The sequence below is a fragment of the Bradyrhizobium canariense genome (assembly GCF_900105125.1).
In the GTDB taxonomy this organism is placed as follows: Bacteria; Pseudomonadota; Alphaproteobacteria; order Rhizobiales; family Xanthobacteraceae; genus Bradyrhizobium; species Bradyrhizobium canariense_A.
The window spans coordinates 4,021,307-4,043,685 of the sequence record NZ_LT629750.1; the positions used below are offsets into that span (position 1 = coordinate 4,021,307).

A 22,379-nucleotide genomic window follows, 5' to 3' on the forward strand; every position below is an offset into this window, starting at 1 on the left:
CACGGATCGTCCGGCTTTCGCGCCGCTCACACTCTCATGAGGAGTTGCACGATTTGTACGACTTGCTGACTCTGCGCGATCGAACCGACACTTGGCTCGCGCCCGCATGGCGCGCCGTGTCTCGACGTAGAGATCGTCCGCGGCTGCCGGGGCTGCCTTGCTGTGACGGAGACTAGTAGGCATTCTCCCCCCGTAGTACTTCCAAGGGGGTCTGCAAAAGGATCACGAGATCGAGTTTCAGGTTCCAATTGTCGATGTACCACAGATCGTGCTCGACACGGCGCTCCATATGGTCGGTGGTCGGCGTTGGCCCTCGACAGCCATGAATTTGTGCCCAACCGGTCAATCCTGGTTTCACACGCCGTCGGAAAGCATAGTTTCTGACGGCATTGTCAAACTTGTCATCGAGCGAAACAGGGTGTGGCCGCGGCCCGACGAGCGACATGCTGCCACCGAGCACGTTAAGCAACTGGGGCAATTCGTCGATGCTCGTTCTGCGAAGCCACTTTCCGATCCGGGTGACCCTGTGGTCTGCGGCGGATGCTTGAACCGCCGAAAAGCCATCTTCCATCACCGACATGGTTCGGAATTTGCAAATTTGGAAGTAGCGTCCGTTGAAACCGTACCGGTGTTGTCTGAACAGGACGGGACCGCTGGAATCAAACTTGATCGCGATGGCTACCGCGACCAGCAGCGGAGCCATGACGATCAGTCCCAAACCTGCGCCAACGACGTCGATGCAGCGCTTGGCGGCATGCTCAGCCGCACTCAGCGGGCCTCGCTGCAATTCCACGCAAACGGTATCGCTAAAGTCGCGGCGTGGCCGGTGAAGGATCTCCGAGGTCAATCCGATCGGGACGAACGAGATTGGAAACGGCAACACTCTCAGATCGGCTGCCAGTGCACGAAGTTCGGACCAGCGGTTCGGATCCGTGGCTACGATGACCTCCTCAACGTCCGAACCGCGAATATGCTCGATAACGCGGGCAATCAGCCTTTCGCGGAGGTTCGGGCTTGTGTCCGGAGGCGGCAGAGCGAAGTTGCCGACAATATCGAAACCGACAGCGGCTAGTTTATGATTGAGGGCGGGCTCGTAGATTTGCTCTGGGTCCGCAATCAGAACAATTCTGCGGCCAGAAAACCGCTGCTCGGCGAGTCCTCTGGTCAGGAGCTCTTTTACGAGCGTACGATTTACTACCAGCGCGACGAGGCTCAGGCCCGCAAACAACAGGGTGGTGCCGCGTGAAAGCTCGCTGCCGATTTTCAGCGTGAAGACAACTCCGGACAGCAGAAGGAAGACGGCCGCCCAAGTGGCAGAGACCAGCCGAACCTGGCGACGCAACCTCAGCAATTCCGTCGGCCGGTATAGCCCCCGTGATTTCAGCAGCAGACTGAACAATGCCGACACGAGCGCCGCCGCACCGAGGGCTTGTCCCAAATCCAGTCGCGCGCCTTCGCTGATCGGATAGAGAATGCTGGCGCAGATCCCGGCCAATGCGATCGTTGCGACGTCAAAACAGATCGTCGCGGCCTCGACAGACTCATATGGGAGCGGCCACTTCCGCTCTTCGGCAACACGCGGGTCGCCTGATAATTTCGCTTCTACGCGCTGATCAACAAAATTCATGACTGAAAAAGCCGATCGACTGACGGAAATTAATATCTTAATTAAATATTAAAATATTAAATACCGCAAGCGTAAAAATGTGAAAATTAAATATTCGGAGTTGTTTAAATTCCGTCGATGCAAGCTTGGCGCGGTTCAAGACCGGGGGTTGCCCATTTACAGTTACCGAGGGTCACCCCCGACGGATTTTCCTTATGGCAAGCTATCGCTGTCCCCCGCCTTGGCGTCCGGGCTCATTTCGCAATTCGAGCTACGTGCAGATCGACTCGCGGTTGCGGTCACTGCGCTGCGGTCGCTCCAATCGGCGTCGGCGTTGTGATCACCGTGGTCGAGCCGGCTCGTTGAACTGTATTTCTCGAGATGTAGCCGTTCGTGGCATAGACGATCACATCGTTCACGTTCCGGGCATCGGCATGATCACCGCCACGATCGTGACCAGGGTCGGCGATCCCGGCCAGTTCCGGTCCGGCCGACCGTTCGCGGCTTGGCTCGGGCTCGTCCCCAGACAGAACTCGAGCGGTGACCGACATGCGAGATGATCGACCAAGAGCGAGAACACCCCGTCTGATTTCAGTGCGTCTCGAATGCGCCAGCTTGATCAAGGGATCTCGCTTGCGGATTTCCATCAAGGCCAGCGGACTTACAGCCCGCACAAAACTGGCCGGACATATGGAAACGACCGATCAGAAGCTCTCAAAAAGCCATTGCCAATCGGGGGCGCCAATCAGGGGCGTCCACATAGGAATCACAAATCCACCTGCAGCGGAATCCCTATCGATCCCGCCTGGCCATGAATTGCTCTAAGTGGGATCGGTAAGGCCGTAACGAATGTAGTGAGTGTCGCTATAATAATCACTGTGCTGAGCGTCGTAGCGCAGCATGGACTTAATATCGGTCTTGTTCAACACGACACCGATGAGATTCTCGTAGACGTTTGGCGCCGTGTGGAGCGCGTGTTGCGCAACGTCGATCTTGGTTCGCCCCCATTCCACGACCAGAATGAAGAAATCGATCAGTGGTGCTGTCACGCGAACATCGACCAGGGGGGTCAGCGGCGGAAGATCGACGATGACGTAGTCATAAGAGGTCCGCAATTGATTGAAAAGATTACGCGTCGCCTCGGCGGAAAGGATCTCACTGCTGTGAAACAGGGGTTTCCGCCGGACTGCCGGCAAGAATACAAGACCGGTCTTCGGGTCCCGCCACACCGTTTCCTCCAGCGAGCGATTACCGTTGATAACCTCGACGATGCCGGTCGTGGCATTCGGGGCAAGGCAAGTAGTAAGCGACGGATTTCTCAGGTCGCAATCAACGATGATAATCTTCTTGCCGGTATGCCCGATGAGCTGGGCGAGCGAGGACGCGATCGTGGTTTTGCCCTCGTTGGGCAGAGCTGAGGTAATGCCGATGATCTGATTGGAGCCCTTGCCGGGACTGAGGTCGATCGCGAGCTTGATCGAACGGAGCGCTTCGGCATAGCGCGACGAGGGCATATTGACGGCGACGTCGTGAACGGCCGAAGGAGGTGAAGCAATCAATCGCGAATCATCGTCAGCCCGGCTTGACGCAGCGGCCGGCTGAGGCGGCTTTGGACCGCTTAGCCGTGGTACTATCGACAGGCATGGTAGTTCCAGCTTGCCTTCGATCTGCCCGGACGTGCGAAAGACGCGCTCCATGCGATCCCTGAGCAGCCCCAGGCCGACCCCAAGCGCAAGGCTGCCTAAAGCGCCGATCGCCAGGACCAGTACGGTCTTTGGCTTGCTTTTGGTTTGCGGTGGCAACGCCGGAGCGATCACCCGCGCTTCCGATAGCGGGAAGTTATCGAGCGAGCCCATGTAGCGTTGCAGCAAGGAATCATACAAAGTTCGCGATTCCTTCGCATGGCTTTCGAGCTCCCGTATAGTCAGCTCCGCAGAACTCGTCGAGCGCGACTGGGACACAACCTCGTTCAACTGCTTCTCGATCTGCTGCTGGCGCTGCTTGGCCACTTCAAGTTCGCTTCGGCTCGCCTCGGCGAGCCTTTTGACTTCCTCCGAGATAGACGTGCGAAGCTCAGCCATCTTCGTTCGCAAAAGCATGACGGCCTGATGGTCGCGGCCAAACTTGGCCGCCCACTCGTTCGCGCGTCTCGCCAATTCGAGATACTGCAGGCGAAGGTTGTTTATGATAGGGCTGGTCAGGGAATCAGGGCCGGCGTCCAGCGTGCCAAGCGAGGACGAATCGTCCGAGTTGGCGTGAAGCATCACTTCATAACGGCTCGCCCTTGCCGCCGCATCGGAGATCTGCACGCGAGCGGCCGCCAGTCGGTTGTTGAGTTCTGTTATCTGCAATTCATCGATCGGCTTCCCCCCTGATGAAACGATGTTGTTTTGCGACTTGTAGGCATTTACCGCTCGTTCGGCTGCGAGCGCCTGCTTGCCGAGATCATGCAGCCTGCCCTGCAACCAGTCTTTCGCGCTGCGATTGACTTCGAATTTCACATCCAGTTGATCGGCGATGTAAGCGTTGGCGACTGCGTTGGCCACCTCTGCCGCCCGGATCGGGCTACTCGAGCTGAAGCCGACCTCGATGACGTTGCTCGAACTGGCTCGGATCGCGGTGAGGCGATCCTCAAATGCGGCAATCACGCGTTCCGATGGTTGGCCCGCGGCGTCGAACTGAGGATCTTTGGAAGCGGAAGAAATCAATCGCCCCAACGACGATAGGGATGGCCCGGAGACGTTCAAATCCGGGTCGTCGGCGAGTTTAAGCTCATTAATGACCCTGACGGCAGTCGCCCTTGATTTGATAAGCTGCAGCTGGGTCGCGATTTGGCTCGCGCTTTGACTCGCATCGACTACCGGATCCGGGAGAAGCGACTGCTTTTGGAGGAACTCTGCCCGCGAATTGCTGAATAGAATTTCGACCCGCGCAGTATAGGTCGGGGGCGTAATGCGCAGGTAGACGATGCAGGCCGCCATAGCGAGCGCGGCAATGAGGATAATGATCAAATACCGCCGCCGCAGGAATGCGAGGGCGCGGTGTATTATCTCGCCAAAACCGTCTCCCTCAACCGTTGCACTGCCAAGCGGCGCGTAAGTTTCGTCGATTCGCTGCATATTTCTCTGAAGCATTAGGTGCTTGCTCCCGCCGCCTGTTGATCTTGTCGAACGTGCGCCCGACCCAGCGGAATCGTCGGCCTAATCCAACATTGCAGCCGACGTCGCCTTGCATTTAAAATTTGTTTATCATACAAAATGGCGCTTTCCAAATTAAATGATCATTGGTTAATTCCGGCTGGCGGGGCGCCCTAAATTCCGAAAGATCAGGTCAGATGCTGGAGAAAGCATTCAATTTATTCGATTTTTCTGGCGAATTTTGTTTGTTGCCAACAGGTAATACGGCTCGCTGAGTATTTTATGCGTATTTAAATTCGTCACGCCATAGTCGTTCACGGAAGGCCGCAAGCAGACTCATCCCTATCTACTAGTCGACCCGGAGGATACCCATGCGCGTTCTAGTAACTGGACACCTCGGTTACATCGGTACTGTCTTGACACCCATGCTGCTCAAGGCAGGTCACGAGGTGACTGGACTGGACAGCAACCTGTATTCCCGCTGCACGTATCCAGCCGGCGGGGAAATCATTGATGTACCGGCGATCCGCAAGGATGTGCGGGACGTCGAAGCCGCCGACCTCGCTGGCTTCGATGCGGTTCTGCATTTGGCGGCGCTTTCGAACGATCCCCTTGGTAATCTCAGGCCGAACGTGACGGACGAGATCAATCACCAAGGCAGTGTCCGGATGGCCGGACTGGCCAAACGAGCCGGCGTCCGCCGTTTTGTTCTTGCCTCATCCTGCAGCAACTATGGCCAGGCCGGAGAGGATATGATTGATGAGACCGGCGCGCTGAATCCTGTGACCGCCTATGGTGAGTCAAAGGTGATGTCCGAGCGTGACATTTCTCGATTGGCTGGCGACGGTTTCTGCCCGGTGTATCTGCGGCCTGCAACCGCCTATGGGCTGTCACCGCGGCAGCGCTTCGACATTGTCTTGAACAACCTTGTTGCTTGGGCCTTCACAACCGGGAAAATACACTTGAAGTCGGATGGCACGCCATGGCGTCCGATCGTTCACATCGAGGATATCTCACGCGCCTTCATAGCCGCCCTCGAAGCACCCGCAGAGCGGGTGTTCAATGAGGCCTTTAACGTCGGACAGACCGCCCACAACTATCGAATTCGAGATCTGGCTGAGATCGTCGCTGGTGTCGTGCCCAACTGCACAATCGAGTTTGCGGACGACGCCGGTCCCGATAAACGATCGTATCGGGTAAGCTTCGAAAAGATCCGTACGAGACTGCCGGAATTCAAGCCACAGTGGGATGCGCTTAGGGGAGCCGAACAACTTTACAAAGCCTATCGTTCGTCCGGCCTGACATTGGAAGAGTTCGAGGGACCGCGATACCAACGCATCGCGCATATCAGAAAATTGTTGGGGGAAGGCGTCCTTGATGCCGGGTTGCGCCAGTCGCAGCCTCAGGTAGCGTCATGAATGATGAGCGATATATCGTACGAAAATCTCATCGCGGAGAAGATCGGCGAGGAGATCTTCGACTTTGCCGCGGAGATATACCCGATTTGCCGCAGCATAACGGGCCGCGGCGTCCGGGAGACACTACGCGCGATCAACGCGCACATCAATCTTGAGGTTCACGAGGTACCGACCGGAACCGCAGTCTTCGATTGGGTCATCCCACGAGAGTGGAATATTCGCGATGCCTATGTAAAGAACGAGCGGGGCGAGAAGGTCCTCGATTTCGCTCGGTCAAACCTCCACGTCATGAGCTACAGTGTGCCTGTGCGGCAACGAATCTCCCTGACCGAGCTGAAGCAGCACATCTACACGTTGCCGGACCAGCCGGACCTCATCCCCTATCGAACCTCATATTATGCCGAGAAGTGGGCATTCTGCATGCCTCACCGTCTGTTGGAGAACCTCAAAGACGAGACCTATGAGGTGGTCATCGACTCAACGCTCACGGAAGGAAGTCTGACATACGGGGAATATCTGCATCGGGGCGAAACGGAGGATGAGTTTCTACTTTCGGCCCATGTATGCCATCCGTCGCTGGCCAACGACAACTGCTCGGGCATTGCGCTGCTCACGCATCTTGCGAAGCGGATGGCGAAGCTACGAACACGCTACAGCTACCGATTCCTGTTTGCGCCGGGCACAATCGGCGCGATCGCATGGCTCGCGCGCAATGAAGGCCGCTGCCAACGCATCAAGCACGGGCTTGTCATCTCCATGGTCGGAGACGGTGGCGGCCCGACCTACAAGAAGAGCCGGCGAGGCAACAGTCCGATCGATCGGGCGGTCGTCCACACGCTTTGTCATTCCGGGCTGACGCCGACGATTCTCGAGTTTTCTCCATACGGCTATGATGAACGCCAGTATTGCTCTCCGGGGTTCAACCTGCCGGTGGGGTTATTCCAGCGCAGCAAGTTCGGCGAAATCCCGGAGTATCACACGTCGGCCGACAACCTCGATTTTATAGCTCCCAATCACCTGGCCCTATCTTACCATCTCGTTGCTAAGACAATCGATGTCGTTGAAAGCGACATGGTGTATTGCAACACCATGCCAAAATGCGAACCCCAATTGGGGCGACGCGGACTTTATGGCGCGGTCGGAGGAGACAAGCACGCTGCAGCAGGCAACATGGCGATGCTATGGGTTCTCAACCTCTCCGATGGAATGCATTCGCTGCTTGATATTGCCGAACGCGCAAATCTGCCTTTCGCCGTGATCCGGGAGGCGGCGCTGCTGCTGCATCGAGGTGGGCTCTTGAAGCCATGCGGCGATGTCAACTCAAGCACCACCTGAGCATCGCGAGAAATGCCGGATCCTCGGATCTTTTTCAGAGGATGAAGGTTTGCGGAGACTACCGGTCGAGTCATCGACGAACAACACGCGGACTGACCCGGCGTCTTGCGAGCTCTGGTCCGTCAAGGGAAATCGGGCCAGCGCAAGTCCTTCTCGGAAACCTGCGTTACTGGCTGGGGCCAGCTAATTCCGAACGCGGGATCATCGTAGCGAATGCCGCGGGCCAATTGAGGCGCGTATGGCGTGGAGATCAGGTAGTTCACCTCGACATCATCGCTCAGCGTTTGAAATCCGTGCGCGAACCCCTTGGGAATGTAGAGCTGACGGCGGTTCGCGCTCGAAAGCTCGAATTCCTGCCAGCAGCGGTAGGTTGGTGAATCCGGCCTGATATCGATGATCACATCCAAGATAACGCCTTGAGTACAACGGACCAATTTGGCTTCGCTGTGTGGTTCAAGCTGATAGTGCATGCCTCGCAGGGTCCCCTTGCGGGCTGAGAACGAAATGCTGTGTTGCGGAAAATTGGTTTCCAGCCCATGGGCCGCGAACTCTTCCACGCAGAAAGTGCGGGCGAAAAAACCTCGGTCATCGCGTGCCGGCTCAAGCTGAATGAGATGGACGTCGCGGAGTTTTGTCAAATGAAATTCCATATTGAACCTGGAGCGCGTTTCGGGTGTTGAAAGAGATCTGGAGAGGGAGGGCCATCGTCGTTCAGGTCTTGATCATCGGTCTGATGTGAACATCTGTAATCTCAGCCGTACGCGGCAAGAGCAGGGCATTCATGATGACCGATGCCACGTCCGCCGGCTGCAACAGCAGCTCGGGTCGATAGAGTTTCCCTTCCTTTCGGTGTATCTGCGCCTGCATTTCGGTCGCCGTCCGCCCGAGATAGACGCTCAAGACCCGGACACCATGTGGATTGACCTCGCTGCGCAAGCTGTCGGCGATGGCCTTTAGGGCATGTTTGGTTGCATCATATTGCGCGGACATGGGCTTGGCGACCATGCCGCTGCTCGAATTGATGAACACGATCTGTCCTTGTCGATCCTTCAACTTGGGCAGAAGGGCCTGCGCCAGGACATACGGCGCACGAACATTGGTATGATAGAGCGCGTCAAACTCGGCTGGGTTGCCCTCTTCGATCGGCCCCATGCTGTGCGCGGCGGCGCTTTGTACAAGAAAGTCAAGTTGAGGCAGGTCATGTTCGAGCCGTCGCATCAGCTCGACTTGCCCGCTCGCGACTGAGAGATCGGCGCAATGGCACTTAACCGGAACCCCTATCTCGCGCGCTTTGGAAGCGACGGACTCAAGCAGTTGCAGCCTGCGACCTATGAGGTGAAGCCCGGCTCCTTCCCTGGCGAGCGCGAGAGCGACGGCGGCACCGATACCGGTCCCGCCTCCTGTGACCACGGCCATTCTCCCTTCGAACAGGCCCGCCTGCGGTCCCATGTTAATTTAATCCTTTCCCGCGCAACGATTTAACCATTCTTTGGATTGAGCCACCCAGCGCGCTGCGCGCGACTTGGGCAAATTCAAATGTTTATATTAAATCTGAGATGGCGATTGATTTAAAACTGGATTTTTATTATTATATATAATAAAGGTGCCTGCCGAGATTGCTAGCGAGAATTTTATGCCGGGACGACCGGCTTAACGTATGTCATTTCACGCTGACCGGGCCCAAACCCATGAACGCTATGCTTGAGAAAAGATCAATCGCGATGCCCGGAGCGGTTCAATACGGGTGCTGTCGCCTTTGTGGCGCATCGCTTTCTAAGACCTTCGTCAACCTTGGCATGTCGCCCCTGTGCGAGAGCTTCCTGCCCGCCAGCGAGATCGACAAGATGGAGCCTTATTTCCCGCTCCATGCGCTGGTGTGCGAACAGTGCTTTCTCGTGCAGGTTCGGGAATATGTGCAGCCCGACCACATCTTTAGCGAATATGCATATTTTTCGTCATATTCCGATTCCTGGGTCGAGCATGCGCGCCAGTATTGCGAAATGGTCGTCGGGCGCTTTGGCCTCGGAGCTGGCAGTGAAGTATTTGAGATTGCGAGCAACGACGGATATTTGCTTCAGCATCTCCTGCCGTTTGGCGTCTCCGTACTTGGCATCGAGCCTGCGGCCAACGTTGCCGAAGCGGCCCGGCGCAAAAATGTTCCGACCCTAGTTGAGTTTTTCGGATCAGCCTTGGCCCGCCGTCTAGTATCGGAGGGGAGGCGCGCCGATTTGATCATCGGAAATAACGTCCTGGCACAAGTCCCGGATCTCAATGACTTTACCGCCGGAATGTCCGTGCTGCTGGCACCGGCAGGGGTTATTACGCTGGAATTCCCACATCTCGAACGGCTCATGGTCGAGAACCAGTTCGATACCATCTATCATGAACATTTTTCGTATTTTTCACTGCTTACGATTGATTGGCTCGCACGTCGGCACCGCCTGAGGATATTTGATGTCGAGCAACTTGCTACTCATGGTGGATCACTGCGGGTCTATCTCTGTCACGATGAGAGCCGGCATGGAACGTCCTCTCGCGTGGATGAGCTTTTGGCTCATGAGCGCAAGATCGGATTTGAGAACATCGAGAGCTACACGCAATTCGCGACAAAGGTTCATCGCACGAAGCGCCAGCTGCTGTCATTCTTGGTCGAATGCAAGGAGAAGGGCGCGAGGATATGCGGATATGGCGCACCCGGCAAAGGCAATACCTTGTTGAATTATTGCGGCATCGGCACCGATTTTCTTGAGTTTACCGTCGATCGCAACCCGTACAAGCACGGACGCTATACGCCGGGGATGCACATTCCAATTTATCCAGTGTCTGCGATCGATGAATTCCAGCCGGATTTCCTGCTGATTTTGCCGTGGAATCTAAAGAGCGAGATCGTGAAACAAATGCGCCACGTGGGTTCGTGGGGATGCAAGATGATCGTACCCATACCCGACGTGGAGGTAATAAACCCTCGGGACATCGAAACATGAAAGTTGTTCTGTTCTGCGGCGGACTTGGCACCCGCATTCGCGAGTACTCTGACGCCATTCCGAAACCGATGGTGCCGATTGGCCACCAGCCTATTCTGTGGCACCTCATGCAGTACTACAGCCAGTACGGCCATCGGGATTTCATTCTTTGCCTTGGATACAAGGCAAACGTGGTCAAGGATTACTTCCTGAACTACAAGCAGACCACAAGCAGCGACTGTACCGTTTCGAATTTCGGCAGCCGAATCGAGATTCTCGGCAGACAACCGCCAGATTGGCGCGTCTCGATGGTGGATACTGGAATTTGGCGGAATATCGGACAGCGCCTGGTTGCGGTCCGTCATCTGGTCCAGGACGAGGAGATGTTCCTCGCAAATTATAGCGACGGCCTGACAGACGCCTCCTTGCCCGACATGATCGATCGGTTCAAGAAGAGTGGAAAGGTCGGCTGCTTCGTCGCGATCCACCCGCCACTGACCTTTCATCTCGCCGAATTTGATGGGCAGGGCGCCGTACGGCGGCTCCGCGCGAGCCACGAAGCCGATATATGGATCAACGGAGGCTATTTTATCTTTCGCAAGGAGATATTCGATTACATCCAGGAGGGCGAAGAACTCGTGGTCGAGCCCTTCGAGCGCTTGATCGAATGCGGACAGCTGATGGCTTACAAGCACGAGGGGTTCTGGCGTGCGATGGACACGCTGAGAGATCGGCAGGTGCTTGAGGAGATGATCGAGCGCGGGGAAATGCCTTGGCGGTTCGATGTCGAGACTCGCGTCGCGGTAGGCTCATGAAAGCATTGCACGCGGCAGCTGGCGAGCGGTTGTCGGTCCTCTGCTTGGGTGCGCATTCAGATGACATTGAGATCGGCGCGGGAGCGACCCTTTTAAGCCTGGTGGATCGCGGCGTTCGTCTCGACGTTCACTGGTGTGTTCTCAGCGGCGGAGGTGAGCGCGAGCGTGAAGCCAGGGCCTCCGCGGTCGACTTTCTCGCTCACGCGGCAAGCGCGAAAATTGAGGTAATGACCTTCCGAGACGGATTTTTCCCGGAACAAGGTGAGCAGATCAAATCGTGGTTCGAGACCCTGAAAGGGCGCGTCGACCCTGATGTCATCCTTACGCACCGTCGCGACGACGCGCATCAGGATCACCGGGAGGTCAGCCGTCTGGCGTGGAATACATTTCGAGACCATTGCATTCTCGAATATGAAATTCCCAAGTGGGATGGAGACATGGGGCAGCCCAATCTCTACATGCCCGTTTCGACCGGTGCGCTACAGCGCAAGATCGATCTGCTGGTTTCACACTTTGGCAGCCAACGTTCCAAGCAGTGGTTTGATGCAGAGACCTTTCGCGGATTGGCAAGGCTCAGAGGCATGGAATGCCGTGCGCCGGAGAAATACGCTGAAGCCTTCTTCGCACACAAGCTCTTGCTGGCCTGACCAGTAGCTGCACGAAATCTCTCGTGGCCCTTCTGTGCGTTTGACGTTTATGTGTACCCGCGGCGCATCTGGGGGGTATGGCTATAGCTGGTTCTGCGAGAAGTTTGCCGCCTATCAGCGCCGTGCGAGACCGCTCCCACCGTCCGTCACCGCCGCGCGGCGAGTGCGATGATGCAGACCGACTACGCCGGTCCGACGGTGCAAGTGACCGACGCGCAAACGGGCGAGGTCCGTCAGGCTCGGATTTTTGTCGCGGTGCTCATGACTGACTGACCACCGTGCAGTTTAGACAATGTGGAAATCCGACGCATGCAGATTGGCGAGCTGTATGTTGTGCAGTGTCACAACATCTCGAGAATCATATGTGATCGCGACGTCTGATCCAACCTGATGGGCATTGCTGAGCGCGGTGGCGGCATCGGCAAATATCGAATGGCCGAATTGGAGCGTATCCACCCCCGATGTGAAATTGTTGACCGTGTTCGCACCGAAGTTCGGCAGGAATTCGAATGTGTCGGCACCGGAGCCGGCGGTCAGAACATCGTTCGGGCCGCCAATGATCGTCGTGGGGCTGCTGCCGGCGGTGAGTGTCTGAGCACCCGAGCTTCCGTTCAGCACGAGACCGACATACCCGTCGCCGTTCAAATCCTGCTGGAAATTGAACTCGAACGATTCCAGAGCGGCACTGTTTCCCGACACAACATCCTGCGCCGTTGAGAGATAATTGCCGCTCTTATCGGTGTTCCAGACCGTGTACTCGTCGGCGCCGGTCGCCTTCCATGCCACCTCGTACCCGCTCGCCGTCTGCTCCGCGCCGAGCGGCGACCAGAGATTGCCGGATTGGTCAGAAAATTGACCGGCCACAACCGGTAAGCCGGCATAGCTCAGTTCAACCTGCGTTCCGCTTTCGGGCTGAAGAAAGTAATCATTTCCGTCCTGCACCAGGCTGGTCGATCCAGATGCCTCGATCACCGTCTGATGGAGGTCAGTTTCCAAGCCATAAAGCCCCGCTACATCAGCGGAGAGCCAGCCGCCATACCAAGCATGGGTATCCGACGTTTGCGTCGTCAACAAAGTGTGCTCTACGCCATTCGACGTGAGCAGACTGTCGAAGTCCGCGACTTGGGTGGCGAACGCCGGCCCCTCGGAAATCAGGATTCGATCTTGTGTCGTGAACGGTGCTTTCAACGTGTCAAGGAAGGCTTGGCCGATGCGATAGTTATCCTGGAAATTCAGGTCAGTGCCGTAATTCCCGGCCGAATCTGCCCCGTAGTCGTTGTAAGCCGTCATATCCCCGGGGAAGTCAAACGCCGCAGCAGCATCGAACACCCCGGGGTGCTTTAACAATAAATCGAGAGCGCCGTAGCCAGATTTCGAGAAGCCAAGCAGTAGGTTCTTCTCGTCGCCGGTGGTGCCAAAAGTGCTATCGACCCACTCGGGCAAGAACTTTGCTACGAATGTCTCGTAGTCCATGGTCGGATCATTGGGATTGTCCGCATACCACGGGTCGGTAGGGAAGATCGGTTCAATAATCGTCGCGTTATATTGGTCTTGAACGTCGAGTTTCTGGAGTTCGTTCAGGCCATCACCATACGTTGATTGAGGTGCACCTTCGACAGGCAGTGCAAAGAGGAAGCTATGTTCGTAACTGGTTGACGGATCGGTAGGAGTCAGGACTCTAACTTCGAACGGATGTTCGCCCATAGTGTCCCATGTCACGGAATACACTTGCGCGCCGTCAGCATCGAGGCCTTGATAAACGAATTGCGGCACGTCTCCGTTGTCGGGCGGTGGCGCCGCGCCGGCCGGGCCGATCACGCCGTCGCCGTTGAGGTCCTGGTGGAAACTGGTCTCGAGTGATTCCAGCGCGGCGCTCGTCCCCGGCGCGGAGTCGAAAGCACTCGAGAGGTAATTGCCGCTATTGTCGGTGTTCCACGCCGTATACTGATCGGCGCCTGCCACCTTCCAGGCCACCTCGTAGCCAGTCGCCGTCTGCTCCGCGCCGATCGGCACCCAAGGGCTGCCAGATTGGTTGAATTGACCGGCCACAACGGGCGCCCCGCCATAACTCAGTTCGACCGCCGGCCCACCATTCGTTTCAAAAAAATAGTTGTTTCCGCTCTCAATGAGGCTGGTCGTTCCGAATGCCTCGATCACGGTTTGAGTAGGCGGTGGAGGAGCTGATGAAGGCGGGCCGATTACGCCGTCGCCGTTGAGATCCTGGTGGAAGCTGGTCTCGAACGACTCCAGCACGGCGCTCGTCCCCGAGGCGGAGTCGAAGGCACTCGAGAGGTAATTGCCGCTATTGTCGGTGTTCCACACCGTATACTGATCGGCGCCTGCGACCTTCCAGGCCACCTCGTAGCCAGTTGCCGTCTGCTCCGCGCCAATCGGCACCCAATGGCCACCGAACTGATCGAACTGGCCGACCACAACGGGCGTCCCGCCAAAGCTCAGTTCGACCGCTGGCCCACCATTCGTTTCAAAGAAATAGTTGTTTCCGCTCTCAATCAGGCTGGTCGTTCCGAATGCCTCGATCACGGTTTGAGTAGGCGGTGGAGGAGATGATGAAGGCGGGCCGATTACGCCGTCGCCGTTGAGATCCTGGTGGAAACTGGTCTCGAACGACTCCAGCGCGGCGCTCTTCCCCGAGACGGAATTGAAGGCACTTGAGAGGTAGGCGCCGTTACTGTCGGTGTACCACACCGTATAGCTGTCGCTGCCTTCTATCCTCCAGGCCACTTCATACCCGTTTGTGGTCTGCTCCGCTCCGATCGGGACCCAATGGCCACCGAACTGATCGAACTGGCCAACCACAACGGGCGTCCCGCCATAGCTCAGTTCGACCGCCGGCCCGCCATTCGGCTGAAGAAAATAGTTGTTTCCACTCCCGAGCAGGCTGGTCGTTCCGAATGCCTCGATCACGGTCGGGGTAGACGGTGCAGGAGGTGAAGGCGGGCCGATCACGCCGTCGCCGTTGAGATCCTGGTGGAAACTGGTCTCGAACGACTCCAGCGCGGCGCTCGTCCCCGAGGCGAAATCGAAGGCACTTGAGAGGTAGGCGCCGTTACTATCGGTGTACCACACCGTGTAGCTGTCGCTGCCTTCTATCCTCCAGGCCACTTCATACCCGTTGGTGGTCTGCTCCGCTCCGATCGGGACCCAATGGCCACCGAACTGATCGAACTGGCCGACCACAACGGGCGTTCCGCCATAGCTCAGTTCGACCGCCGGCCCGCCATTCGGCTGAAGAAAATAGTTGTTTCCACTCCCGAGCAGGCTGGTCGTTCCGAATCCCTCGATCGTAGTAAACACAAGGCTGCTCATCACTGAATCCTCTTGGCAATGAACCGTGGCATCGTGGCATCGTGGGCCAGGAAATAACTGTCGACCAACGCTCAAAAAAATGCGGAGATAAATGCCGGCCGTCGCGTCTATATTTTTCATTATTATTATTTTTTAATATTTGTCGACCGGCGTTACGAGAAAGAGGTTTTACAAAATGCCGCACCCCGAACCGCCGTTGTCGACTGCTATCGCTTGCCCTCGCTCAGGAACGGCGTGAGCGGCTGGCGGCGGGTAATCAGTGCCTGAGCGCCGACTTCCGCAACAAAATGGCGCCGTTGGCGCCGATGGAACTATCGATAGGTCGGCGCGAGGAAGATCGACCTGAGCTAAGGGTCGATATTTACTTCTTTATACTTTAGCGGCAGTCACCGGAGAGGGGCGCCGGCGTTTTCGGCTGTAAATCAGTAATCTCGGCTGTTTATTATTTTCTAAATTAAATCTTGTAATTTAATTTTTGTGTGATAATTTTCGTGCGATAATTGAATATTAAATTGACGATGCCGATTAGCGCTGGATACCGACGACGCGCTCGCTACTTTGCGACTATCCAGAACATCAAGTCTTCTGGCTCGCGCTTTTGTGCCGGATCGGGTGCGGATAAGTCGCCGCGTGGCGAATGAGCTTTGGAGAATTGAGGATGCTGGTCTCTGTCGTGATACCGACACTCGATCGGCCGAGTTTGTTGTTGCGCGCGATCAACAGCGTGCTCACGCAGACCCACCAGCAGATCGAAATTATCGTGGTCGTCGACAGACCAGACCGCGATACCCTCTCAGCGGTTCAATCGCTGAACGATGCTCGTGTACAGCTCATCGTAAATCCGTACGCTCCGACGGCAGGCGGTGCACGCAACGCCGGCGCTGATCATGCGAGAGGCGAATGGATCGCGTTTCTTGACGACGACGATGAGTGGTTGCCGAACAAGCTGGAAAAGCAGATCGCTTTGGCATCTGGTCGTACGCCGGCGCTTGTAACCTGTCTCAGTCGGGTAGTGACACCGAGCGCAACCTACGTTTCGCCCCAGGTGCCCTATGACAATTCGATGCCCATCGACGAGTACCTTTTCGATCGTCGTTCTCCATTCCGGGCGCCGGGCTTCATCCAAACGTCCAGCTATCTGCTGCCGCGTCAGCTGTTTGATAAAGTACGGTTCGAAACCGCGAGCCCTCACGACGATTGGGAGTTCCTCCTGCGCCTGTCGAAGCAGGCGGGGGCGAGAATAGAAACCGCGCCGGAGGTGCTGGTCGTACTTTATTTTGAAGAGCCGCGACCCTCGCTCACCAAAAGAACGTCCTCGTGGTTGCGTTCTCTCAGATGGATTGACAGCCTGGGACCGATCATCAGTCGGCGTGCTTACAGCGGATTTTGCCTCAGCGTGGCTGGTTCTCGCGCGGCTCAGGAAAGAGCTTACACTGCTGTTCCCGAGATCCTTTATCGAGCATTCCGGAACGGCTCTCCACGGCTGTGGCAAGTCCTGTATTTTCTGGCTTATTGGCTCGTACCCCGGGACTCCCTCTCACGATTGCGCGGCTTTATCCGCAATTCACAAGGCAGGAAGCACCTTCAGGTCGGCTAGGATTCTGTTCGTGACGTTTATCGCAAAGTCATTGTTGGCCACAGGGAACTGATATGACCACGCACGAAGATCCCCGCCGCCTTAATTGCAAATTCAATCTCGAAAGCATCGAGGCGCACGTCAAAGGCTATGCGGACGCTCTATCTAGTGCGTTGCTTTCGATTGATTGGAACCAGCTCGAGCTCGCGATTTCGGAAATCGAAAGCGTGCGCGTGCGCCGTGCACGGGTTTGGGTTGCTGGAAATGGCGGGTCGGCGGCGATTGCAGACCACCTGTTGTGTGATTGGGTCAAAGGCACATTTAGCGCCGCGCAGGGCCCCCTTCATGTCCACTCGCTGGTATCCAGCACCGCCTTGTTTACGGCTTGCGCCAACGATTTCGGCTACGAGGCCAGTTTCGAGCGCCAGCTCGAGATGCAGGCCCAACCCGGCGACCTCTTGCTCTGCATCTCTTCGTCGGGAAACAGCGCAAACATTCTAGCGGCGTTGCGCAAGGCGCGCGCGATGGGCCTGAAGACGATCGCCCTTACCGGCTTTACTGGAGGTGAATCGGCACGACTTGCCGACATCAACCTTCACCTCGCCGCCTCCAACTATGGTGTTGTCGAAGACGGCCATCAAATTCTGATGCACAACATTGCGCAATATATTTGGGGCCGGAGAGTTTGACGTGCAGGTCGTAATTTTGGCGGGTGGGCGGGGCACGCGGCTTGGCGAGCATGCGCAAACGATCCCTAAGCCGATGGTAGCCATTGGTGAACGGCCAAATCTGGAACATCAAATTCTGCTGGCCCAGCGGCACGGCTTTACGAATGTGCTCCTGCTGGTGTCACATCTTTCCGAACGTATCGAATCCCATTTCGGCGGCGGCGAGCGCTTTGGCGTGAAGATTTCATACTGCGCTGAAGATCCGCCGCTTGGCACAGCGGGGGCCCTGCGCCATGCGAGCCAGCTTCTGGAGGACCGCTTCCTCGTTCTCTACGGGGACATTTTCATTGACTGCGATCTTGCACGGCTTTGGGCGCACCACGTCGATAGTCGTGCGTTGGCTACCTTGGTCGTTCATCCCAATGACCATCCGGACGATAGCGATCTCGTCGAGACCGATGCCGATGGACGGATATCCGCGATCTATCCGAAACCCAGGCCCGAGAACCAATATTTGCCGAATAGCGTCAACGCCGGCGTAGCGGTGATCGAACGCGAAATCCTCGCTATGATTCCGCCGGGCCAACATCTTGATCTCGCGAGAGACATCTTTCCGGCGCTGGCGCGCAATGGCAGGCTGAGAGCCTATCACTCGGCGGAGTACTTCAAGGATTTCGGTACGCCCGATCGTCTGGCGCACGTACGTTCAGACTTTGAAAGTGGCAAGACCGCACGCCTCAGCCGAAGCCATGCGCGTCCTGCAGTGTTCCTCGACAGGGATGGCGTCATCAACAAAGACGTCTCGCATCTTTCAAATCCAGCGCAAATGGAGCTGATCGCCGGCGCCGCCGAATCCATTCGCCGGCTGAACCAGGCGGGATACCTCGTCATTGTTGTGACCAATCAGCCGGTAGTCGCGCGCGGCGAGTGCAGTCTGGACGCGCTACGGCTCATTCACTCCAAGATGGAAACACTCCTGGGGCGGGAGCGCGCTTGGATCGATGCTCTCTATTTCTGTCCCCACCACCCAGATAAGGGTTTTGCAGGCGAAGTGCCGGAATTGAAGTTCGATTGCATGTGTCGAAAGCCGAAGACCGGAATGTTCGATCAGGCGGTCCGGGACTGGAATGTCTCGTTGGCAGGTTCGTACTGCGTCGGAGACAGCCGCCGCGACATCGTGGCGGCGCGTCGAATGGGGATCGTCCCTGTCGGGGTCAGGACGGGTAGTGCCTGCCTCGATTGCGACGCTCTCGATTTACCGGATTGGCTTGCCGATGACTTGAGGGGAGCCGTGGAAATCATTCTTGCGTCCAGTGGCAGCGCACAATCATGATCACGACACAGACGCCGTTTCGAATTAGCTTCTTTGGTGGGGGGTCCGACATCGGCAGTTTCTATAGTCGCCATCCCGGTGCGGTGCTCAGCGCCGCGATTAACCGGAGCATGTATCTTACAACCCATCCCTATTTTGATCGGAGCGCCATACACCTCAAATACTCAAAGACCGAGCTTGTGCCCTCCGTCGACCAGATCGAGCATCCCATTCTGCGCGCCGTTCTTGGTGAATTGGTGCCGGAGGGAGGGATAGAAGTCGCTTCAATTGCTGATATTCCAGGAGGCACAGGTCTTGGATCGTCCTCTTCTTTTACGGTCGGGCTAATTCAGAATCTCAACGCGCGCGTTCAGCGATTTCTTCCACCGGGCCGTCTGGCGGAAGCTGCGTGTCGTGTGGAGATTGACCTTCTAAAGGAGCCCATCGGCAAACAAGACCAATATGCTGCCGCCTTTGGTGGCCTCAACCACTTTACATTCCATTCGGATGGCAGGACGACGGTCGAGAAGATTTTTCTGGCCGCCGAGACAGTCAAGCGACTGGAAGCCTCTCTATTCCTGCTGCACCTCGGCGTATCGCGTTCAGCCTCGACAATTCTTCACGAGCAAGTTCGCAATCTGTGCGAAACGAAGATCTTCGAGACGCAAAAAGCCATGGTCGCCCAGGTCGACGTCGGCAAACAGCTCCTGCGGGATGGCGACTTGGACGGTTTTGGGCGGCTCCTTCACGAAGCCTGGCTGCTGAAGAAAACCCTGGCCTCGAAAATTTCAGACGGGGCGATCGATGCTCACTACCAACAGGGGCTCGACGCTGGTGCCTTGGGTGGGAAGCTGGTCGGCGCCGGCGGCGGCGGGTTTCTATTGTTCTATTGCCCGCCGCAGAATCAAGGCTCGTTCCTGGCAGCAATGAGTGGACTCAAACGGGTTCCGTTTCGTTTCGACTTCGGAGGCTCGCGAATTATTCACGTTTCGGACGAATGAATTCGCAAGAATAGCTTTGTAACTTAATTCACTCTGAAATCCCTCAACTCCGAACCAGAGATTGAACTTCAGCGGTCGACGCACAAGGGCTTGAGTGGGAATATGAATTTCGCTGACAAACGCCGAGCATTCGTGACTGGAGGTGGCGGATTCATCGGGAGCCACATCGTCGATCGGCTTGCTCAAACGGCTGCCAGCGTGAGGATCTACGACAATTTCAGCACGGGTCAGGAGCAGTTCATCGGCCACCATGCCGGGAATCCCGAGATCCGGGTAGTTCGCGCCGACGTCCTCGATAGCGAACGGCTCAATAAGGAAATGGCGGGATGCGATATTGTGTTCCACTTTCAGGCGAATGCCGATGTGCGAGGGGGCACGACGCGAACGCAGATCGACCTCCAACAGAATACCATTGCTACGTGGAACGTCCTGGAGGCAATGCGAATCAATGAAATTAAACACATTGTCTTCGCAAGTAGCGCCACAGTTTATGGCGAGCCGGATATCTTCCCTACGCCTGAGAGCTATGCGCCGCTCCAGACCAGCCTCTATGGAGCCAGCAAGCTCTCATGTGAGGCCATGATCCAAGCCTATTGCGAATATTTCGGTATCGCATGCCACATCTTTCGCTTCGTGTCGTGGATCGGCGAGCGCTATTCTCATGGCGTCATATTCGACTTTATGAAGAAGCTCAGGAAAGACGAGCGGGTACTTGAAATCCTGGGAGACGGAAAGCAGCGCAAGTCGTACCTTGATGTCGTTGATGGCGTGGATGGCATTTTCTACGCGCTTGAACACTCCAAAGAACGCAAGAACGTCTTCAACCTCGGCCACGACGCGTTTATGAACGTGCTGGATTTGGCGGACATCATCGTCGACGAACTCGGCCTGAGAGAAGTTCGATACGCCACGACGGGAGGTGAGCGCGGGTGGCTTGGCGATTCGCCATTCGTTCATCTCGACACGACCAAGCTCAAGGCACTTGGGTGGCGGCCACGAATATCTATTGAACAGGGCGTCCGCAATACCGTTCAGTACCTGAAAGCGCATCCACAATTGCTGGAACGAAGCGTCTAGTCTGCTGGGAGTGATCGCGGAGACGAAACATTATGCAGTATGTCTATTCGCTTCCGGCCTCACCTTCTTTTGTCGACAAAGGACTCGTCGGGTATGATTTTGGGCCGTTAAACCAAAAGGACGTCGAGATAATTTATATCGATGCAGCGAGAGGGCATGACACTTTCCTGATAAGCAAAAGAGTCGTGCGTATCTATTATATTCTCGCGGGAAATGGGCATTTCACGATAGCTGACAGTAGATACGAGGTCTGCGCTGGAATGCTCGTAGAGGTCCCGCTGAGGACTGAATATTGTTATTCAGGGAAAATGAAGCTCATAGCTTTTTCGACCCCGCGTTGGTCTGGCGGCAATGACACATTTACCAAATGGAATCCAGACGTCGTCCCGTGGGGAAATATCACTTGTGCAGCGGACGACGGGTCTTGGCTGACGCAGCTTGCCAGATCAAGGATTTTTGGAAAATCACCGCTTCGCGCTTACTTGCGACTTAATCAGCGATTGTGGAATAAACTCCCTACGACCGTTGCAGCCCTCGGCCTGACACGTTCGTATGGCAGCTTTTTGCATGGGGTGGCTCGTTTAGACGGCGTTCGGATCCAGGATTTTAGTACTCATTTTTTTCGAAATCGGCCTCAGCTCGAGCTGATCCGACGTCTGGCAGAACGGAGGACCAAGGGCGACACCTTGAAAGTGGCCGTGCTGGGTTGCAGCACCGGTGCTGAGGCCTATTCGGTGGCATGGGCTATACGGTCTGCACGGCCTGACTTGAAGCTCACCATGCATGCGATGGATATTTCCAGCCTGGTGGTAGAAGTCGCAAAAAGCGGCGTGTACTCGCTCGCTGGATCACCGTTGTTTCGACTCATGACGGATGCCGAGTTTGTTGAGCTGTTCGATAGAGATCGGGACACTGTGACGGTCAAACCTTGGATCAAGGAAGGGATCGACTGGAGTGTCTGCGATGCTGCTGAGCCGGACATTATTGATACGCTGGGATCTCAGGATATCGTGGTGGCGAACAATTTTCTTTGTCATGTGGATGACTCGACGGCGGACAGATGTTTGCGCAACATTGTTCGCTTGGTAGGTCCGAACGGATATCTGTTTGTCTCGGGAATCGACTTGGACATCAGGACAAGGGTTGCATCCGATCTGGGATTGAATCCAGTGCAGGAATTACTCGACGAAATTCATGAGGGAGACCCAAGCACGCGAAATTGCTGGCCATTCCATTACGCGGGTTTGGAGCCTTTGAACAAGAGCAGGCAGGATTGGAGAATCCGTTACGCAGCAGCTTTTCAGCGGGTCTCCCCTACCGAGGCCGATAGCAATTCGAGCAAACAACGAAATGAAACTGACATGCTTAGCTTAGTGTCTGAGTCATAATTGGGCCAAAGCACCGTTGCGCGCGACGGTATGGTGTTGGAGGCGAAGGTGACCGGGCGCGGACGAATAACAGTGTGCAATTCGACGATGTTACGCTTCCGTGAAATCA

At 56.2% G+C, this 22,379-nt stretch carries 16 protein-coding genes and 1 pseudogene; 12 read left to right on the forward strand and 5 right to left on the reverse strand.

The window, feature by feature from the left end; all coding sequences use genetic code 11:
• Window positions 1–172: 172 nt before the first annotated feature.
• On the reverse strand, window positions 173–1,627 hold the full coding sequence (locus tag BLV09_RS19245; RefSeq protein ID WP_146688475.1) for an undecaprenyl-phosphate glucose phosphotransferase: 1,455 nt from the start codon (window positions 1,625–1,627) through the stop codon (window positions 173–175).
• Window positions 1,628–2,016: 389 nt separating this feature from the next.
• On the opposite strand from BLV09_RS19245, the pseudogene BLV09_RS19255 reads away from it, so the two are divergent.
• Window positions 2,017–2,154: pseudogene (locus BLV09_RS19255) on the forward strand (transposase); the annotation flags it as partial.
• A gap of 273 nt (window positions 2,155–2,427) precedes the next feature.
• On the opposite strand, the gene BLV09_RS19260 reads toward BLV09_RS19255, so the two are convergent.
• The gene (locus BLV09_RS19260; RefSeq protein WP_146688476.1) at window positions 2,428–4,740 is read right to left on the reverse strand and encodes an AAA family ATPase; all 2,313 of its coding nucleotides are present in this window, start codon (window positions 4,738–4,740) and stop codon (window positions 2,428–2,430) included.
• A gap of 374 nt (window positions 4,741–5,114) precedes the next feature.
• On the opposite strand from BLV09_RS19260, the gene BLV09_RS19265 reads away from it, so the two are divergent.
• Together BLV09_RS19265 and BLV09_RS19270 are read left to right on the forward strand one after the other, a co-directional pair.
• Window positions 5,115–6,161 carry an NAD-dependent epimerase/dehydratase family protein gene (locus BLV09_RS19265; protein ID WP_100383997.1) on the forward strand — a complete coding sequence of 349 codons (1,047 nt, stop codon included), beginning with the start codon at window positions 5,115–5,117 and terminating at the stop codon, window positions 6,159–6,161.
• Entirely contained in the window at window positions 6,162–7,496 is a 1,335-nt protein-coding gene (locus BLV09_RS19270) for a DUF4910 domain-containing protein (protein WP_146688477.1), read from the forward strand.
• Window positions 7,497–7,618: 122 nt separating this feature from the next.
• Here BLV09_RS19270 and rfbC read toward each other — a convergent pair whose 3' ends face one another.
• Together rfbC and BLV09_RS19280 are read right to left on the reverse strand one after the other, a co-directional pair.
• On the reverse strand, window positions 7,619–8,146 hold the full coding sequence (rfbC, locus tag BLV09_RS19275; RefSeq protein ID WP_146688478.1) for a dTDP-4-dehydrorhamnose 3,5-epimerase: 528 nt from the start codon (window positions 8,144–8,146) through the stop codon (window positions 7,619–7,621).
• A gap of 61 nt (window positions 8,147–8,207) precedes the next feature.
• A complete protein-coding gene (locus BLV09_RS19280; protein ID WP_146688479.1) occupies window positions 8,208–8,945 on the reverse strand; it encodes an SDR family oxidoreductase in 738 nt (245 codons plus the stop codon).
• 239 nt (window positions 8,946–9,184) lie between these two features.
• Here BLV09_RS19280 and BLV09_RS19285 point away from each other — a divergent pair, with 239 nt between their 5' ends.
• The 3 genes from BLV09_RS19285 to BLV09_RS19295 are packed head-to-tail and all read left to right on the forward strand — an operon-like array spanning window position 9,185 to window position 11,921.
• Window positions 9,185–10,480: a class I SAM-dependent methyltransferase gene (locus BLV09_RS19285; protein ID WP_174556558.1), complete on the forward strand. Its 1,296-nt coding sequence runs from the start codon at window positions 9,185–9,187 to the stop codon at window positions 10,478–10,480.
• Window positions 10,477–11,274 carry a glucose-1-phosphate cytidylyltransferase gene (locus tag BLV09_RS19290; protein ID WP_100384001.1) on the forward strand — a complete coding sequence of 266 codons (798 nt, stop codon included), beginning with the start codon at window positions 10,477–10,479 and terminating at the stop codon, window positions 11,272–11,274. The genes BLV09_RS19285 and BLV09_RS19290 overlap by 4 nt, the downstream gene beginning before the upstream one ends.
• Window positions 11,271–11,921, forward strand: coding sequence for a PIG-L deacetylase family protein (locus BLV09_RS19295; protein ID WP_146688480.1), 651 nt, complete (start codon window positions 11,271–11,273; stop codon window positions 11,919–11,921). The genes BLV09_RS19290 and BLV09_RS19295 overlap by 4 nt, the downstream gene beginning before the upstream one ends.
• 285 nt (window positions 11,922–12,206) lie before the next feature.
• Here the strand turns inward: BLV09_RS19295 and BLV09_RS19305 are convergent, their stop codons facing one another.
• Window positions 12,207–15,248: an alpha/beta hydrolase-fold protein gene (locus tag BLV09_RS19305; protein ID WP_167558803.1), complete on the reverse strand. Its 3,042-nt coding sequence runs from the start codon at window positions 15,246–15,248 to the stop codon at window positions 12,207–12,209.
• A gap of 658 nt (window positions 15,249–15,906) precedes the next feature.
• Between BLV09_RS19305 and BLV09_RS19310 the strand changes: the two genes are divergently transcribed.
• The 6 genes from BLV09_RS19310 (at window position 15,907) to BLV09_RS19335 (ending at window position 22,270) form a co-directional block, all read left to right on the forward strand.
• Window positions 15,907–16,845, forward strand: a complete 939-nt coding sequence (locus BLV09_RS19310) for a glycosyltransferase family 2 protein (RefSeq protein WP_167558804.1) — start codon at window positions 15,907–15,909, stop codon at window positions 16,843–16,845.
• Between the two features lie 53 nt (window positions 16,846–16,898).
• Window positions 16,899–17,513 carry a D-sedoheptulose-7-phosphate isomerase gene (locus tag BLV09_RS19315; protein WP_146688483.1) on the forward strand — a complete coding sequence of 205 codons (615 nt, stop codon included), beginning with the start codon at window positions 16,899–16,901 and terminating at the stop codon, window positions 17,511–17,513.
• A gap of 1 nt (window position 17,514) precedes the next feature.
• On the forward strand, window positions 17,515–18,825 hold the full coding sequence (locus tag BLV09_RS19320; protein WP_167558805.1) for an HAD-IIIA family hydrolase: 1,311 nt from the start codon (window positions 17,515–17,517) through the stop codon (window positions 18,823–18,825).
• Window positions 18,822–19,805: a GHMP kinase gene (locus BLV09_RS19325; protein WP_146688485.1), complete on the forward strand. Its 984-nt coding sequence runs from the start codon at window positions 18,822–18,824 to the stop codon at window positions 19,803–19,805. The genes BLV09_RS19320 and BLV09_RS19325 overlap by 4 nt, the downstream gene beginning before the upstream one ends.
• A 102-nt stretch (window positions 19,806–19,907) precedes the next feature.
• Window positions 19,908–20,882 carry an NAD-dependent epimerase/dehydratase family protein gene (locus BLV09_RS19330; protein WP_146688486.1) on the forward strand — a complete coding sequence of 325 codons (975 nt, stop codon included), beginning with the start codon at window positions 19,908–19,910 and terminating at the stop codon, window positions 20,880–20,882.
• 32 nt (window positions 20,883–20,914) lie between these two features.
• Entirely contained in the window at window positions 20,915–22,270 is a 1,356-nt protein-coding gene (locus BLV09_RS19335; protein WP_146688487.1) for a CheR family methyltransferase, read from the forward strand.
• Window positions 22,271–22,379 lie beyond the last annotated feature (109 nt).